The sequence below is a fragment of the Actinotalea sp. C106 genome (assembly GCF_023630195.1).
Lineage (GTDB): Bacteria > Actinomycetota > Actinomycetes > Actinomycetales > Cellulomonadaceae > Actinotalea.
Genome location: NZ_JALPKN010000290.1, coordinates 1 through 3,799 on the forward strand (window position 1 = coordinate 1; position 3,799 = coordinate 3,799).

Consider the following 3,799-nt stretch of genomic DNA (forward strand, 5'->3'; position numbering starts at 1 on the left):
CTCCGCGGCGGCCACGCCCTCGGCCCAGCGTCGACCGATCCGACGGGCGCGCCCGGCGGCGATCCCGGCAGCCACCAGCAGGGTTCCGGTGACGAGCAGCTGCCCGCTCATGGCCGTGGTGGTCAGCTGCTCGACGGCGGCCGGCAGCACCCGGGTGCCGGTCATCGCGGTCACGGCGTCGTCCATGATCCCGGGGACGACGAGGTAGGCGATGCCCAGCGCGAGGCCCCAGACCAGGCCGCCGGTCAGCGGGACCGCCGGGGACCACGTGCCCAGCAGGACGATGACCGCGAGCAGCAGCACGCCGATGATCAGCAGGGTCAGGCCGAGGGCGTCGGTGCCGGCTGACGAGGTCCCGGCGACGTCGGCCAGGCGTGCGGTGCCGATCCCCACGAGCAGCAGGGCGACGGGGGTCAGGACCAGGCCCAGCAGCACGCCCAGCAGGTGCCGGCCGAAGCCGGGCTTCTTGGGGGCCTCGATCTCACGTCGCTCGGCCGCGGCGGCGCTGCGACGGGTCTCGTGGGTCGCGTCCGACGACGAGGCCGTCTGGAGCGGGGGAGTTGCGGGGCCCTGGGGGGCGGGAGGCTCCTCGGGCGACGGTGCCGGTGCCTGGGGGCTCTCGGGCGCGGCACCCTGGGCGGGCAGGACGGCGGTGCCATCGTGCGGGGCCGACGTCGGCCCCTCCGTCGCGTGCTCCTCGGAGCGCGGGGCGGGGGTGACCGGAGCCGAGGGCGGGTAGGGCCGCGGGGCGGCGTGCTGGCCCGTCGTCGTCTGCTCCCCCGTGGTGGGCCCCTCGGTGGTCGGGGCGCCGGTCGTGGACGTGCCCGTCGAGGGATCGGCCGTCGTGGCGGGCTCTCCGGCCGGGGTGGTCTCGGGGTCCCGCCCGGGCTCGTCGTTCGGGTGGTGGGGGGTGGGGGTGCTCATGGTCGACTCCTGTCGGCTCGGCCGCGCGGCACGGTCGGGTGCCTGCGCCACAAGGTAGCGCCGACCCTCCCGCCCCGCTCGCGGGAGATCTCCCGGGCAGTGCCGTGGATCTCGTGACGAAGGTCCCCCGTCCTGGGTGCGAGCAGCCGGAACCATGGTGACGACGGCCACACATGGGCCCGCACCTGGGAGGACCCTGATGAACCTGCTCGACCGCAGCCGCACCATCGCGCCTGCCGGCTACAACCGGTGGCTCGTGCCGCCGGCCGCCCTCGCCGTGCACCTGTCCATCGGGCAGGTCTACGCCTTCAGCGTGTTCAAGAACCCGCTGCTCGAGCGTTTCGACGCCTCGCACACCTCGGTCGCGATCATCTTCTCGATCGCGATCGTCATGCTGGGCCTCTCCGCCGCCTTCGGTGGCACCTGGATGGAGCGCAACGGGCCCCGCAAGGCCATGGCCCTCTCGGCGGTCTTCTGGGTCTCGGGGTTCTGCGTCGCGGCCCTGGGCGTGCAGCTCGAGCAGCTGTGGATCGTGTACCTGGGATACGGGTTCCTCGGCGGCATCGGTCTGGGCATCGGGTACATCTCACCGGTGTCGACGCTGATCAAGTGGTTCCCCGACCGCCCGGGCCTCGCGACCGGCCTGGCGATCATGGGCTTCGGCGGTGGCGCGATGGTCGCCTCCCCGCTGACCGCTCGCCTGCTCGACACCTATGCCGCGACCCCGGCCGAGGCCATCGTGCCGACGCTGCTCACCCTCGCGGCCATCTACGCGGTGCTCATGACCCTGGGGGCCGTGGTGATCCGCGTCCCGGCCCCGGGCTGGAAGCCTGCGGGCTGGACCCCGAGCCCCAAGAAGAACGCGATGCAGACCCACGCCGACGTGCGGGCCCGCAGCGCGGTGCGCACCCCGCAGTTCTACCTGCTGTGGATCGTGCTCTTCACCAACGTCACGGCAGGCATCGGCATCCTCGAGCAGGCCTCCCCGATGATCCAGGACTTCTTCACCTCCGTGACCCCCGCGACGGCGGCCGGGTACGTCGGGCTGCTCTCGCTGGCCAACATGGCGGGCCGTTTCGTGTGGTCCTCGACCTCCGACGTGCTGGGGCGCAAGCGCATCTACGTGATGTACCTCGGCGTCGGGGCGGCCCTCTACGCGGTGCTCGCGGCGTTCAGCGGCACCTCGATCGCCTTGTTCGTGGTCGTCACCTTCTTCATCGTCAGCTTCTACGGCGGTGGGTTCGCGACCATCCCGGCCTACCTCAAGGACCTCTTCGGCACCCTCGAGGTCGGCGCCATCCACGGGCGTCTGCTGACCGCGTGGTCGGCCGCCGGGGTCGCCGGACCGCTGATCGTCAACGGCATCGCCGACGCGAGGGCCGCGCAGGGGGTCGAGGGGGCCGCGCTCTACCTGCCCTCGCTGGTCGTCATGACCTGCGTCCTGGCCGTCGGGTTCATCGCCAACATGCTGGTGCGCCCCGTCCACGAGCGGCACCACGAGCCTGCGACCACCCCGACCGGGCCGGCCGACGCCGCCCCGATCACCACCACCGAGCCCGCGCTGGCCGCGGCCGGCACGAAGGAGAGCTGACATGGCTGCCGTGACCGAGTCCGTCCCGAGCTCCACCCCGTCGGACGCTCCCCCCGCAGCCCCGGCCGGGGCGACCATCAGGGTGATGGCCGTGGCCCTGTGGGGCGTGGTCGGCACCCTCCTGGGCTACGGGGTGCTGCAGACGGTCATCAAGGCTTCGGCGTTGTTCGGCTGAGCCTGGTCGTCTGACTGATCGAGGCCGCGTCGGGCATGGCGACGCGGCCTCCGTCATGCCCGGTACCTTCGGACGCCATGACGCACCTCTTCTCCCCGCTCACCCTGCGCGGCACCACCATCCGCAACCGGGTGTGGCTCGCCCCCATGTGCCAGTACTCCTCGGTCGACGGCATGGTGGGGGACTGGCACCTGGTGCACCTGGGCGCGCGGGCGGCTGGCGGGTTCGGCCTGGTGCTCAGCGAGGCCGCGGCCGTGGTGCCCGAGGGCCGGATCAGCCCCGAGGACCTCGGCATCTGGTCCGAGGCGCACGTCGCGGGCTGGACGAGGCTCGCGGGGGTCGTGCACGCCCACGGCAGCCTGCTGGGCGTCCAGCTGGCCCACGCGGGGCGCAAGGCCTCGACGTACCGGCCCTGGGCCCCGACCCAGGGCACGGTGCCCGCTGAGGACGGCGGCTGGGCGACGGTCGGTCCCTCGGAGATCCCCTTCGAGGGCTACGCCGCTCCGGGGGAGCTGAGCGAGGGCGGGCTGGCCCAGGTGGTCGAGGCTTTCGCGGCCGCCGCCCTCCGGGCCGAGGCTGCGGGGCTCGACGTCGTCGAGGTGCACGCCGCGCACGGGTACCTGCTGCACCAGTTCCTCTCGCCCCTGTCGAACCAGCGCACGGACTCCTACGGCGGTCCGCTCGAGAACCGTGCCCGGCTGCTGCTCGAGGTGGTCGCCGCGGTGCGCGCGGTGTGGCCCGAGCACAAGCCCCTCATGGTCCGCGTCTCGGGCACCGACTGGACCGAGGGCGGGCTCACCCTCGAGGAGGTCGGGACGATCGCGTCGTGGCTCGTGCCGCTCGGCGTGGACCTCATCGACGTCTCGAGCGGGGGGAACGTCCTGGCGCCCATCCCCGTGGGCCCCGGCTACCAGGTGCCCCTGGCGCGGTCCGTGCTCGAGGCCTCCGGGCTGCCGGTCTCGGCCGTAGGCCTGCTGACCTCCGGCCCCCAGGCCGAGCAGGTGCTGGTCGACGGCGCGGCCGACGCGGTCATGATCGGCCGGCCGGCCCTGCGGGACCCGATGTGGGCCCTGCGCGCGGCGCACGAGCTCGGGCTGCCGGCCTCGCTC

Annotated in this window: 3 protein-coding genes and 1 pseudogene; 3 read left to right on the forward strand and 1 reads right to left on the reverse strand. The window is 73.5% G+C overall.

The window, feature by feature from the left end; genetic code table 11:
- A pseudogene (locus L0B03_RS15090) lies at positions 1 to 924 on the reverse strand (hypothetical protein); the annotation flags it as partial.
- A 199-nt stretch (positions 925 to 1,123) separates the two neighbouring features.
- On the opposite strand from L0B03_RS15090, the gene L0B03_RS15095 reads away from it, so the two are divergent.
- From L0B03_RS15095 to L0B03_RS15105, 3 genes are all read left to right on the forward strand, one after another.
- Entirely contained in the window at positions 1,124 to 2,515 is a 1,392-nt protein-coding gene (locus L0B03_RS15095; RefSeq protein WP_250447273.1) for an OFA family MFS transporter, read from the forward strand.
- 1 nt (position 2,516) lies between these two features.
- Positions 2,517 to 2,690, forward strand: a complete 174-nt coding sequence (locus L0B03_RS15100; RefSeq protein ID WP_250447276.1) for a hypothetical protein — start codon at positions 2,517 to 2,519, stop codon at positions 2,688 to 2,690.
- Positions 2,691 to 2,767: 77 nt separating this feature from the next.
- Positions 2,768 to 3,799, forward strand: a 1,032-nt coding sequence (locus tag L0B03_RS15105) for an NADH:flavin oxidoreductase/NADH oxidase (protein WP_250447278.1), incomplete at its 3' end; no start/stop codon positions are given.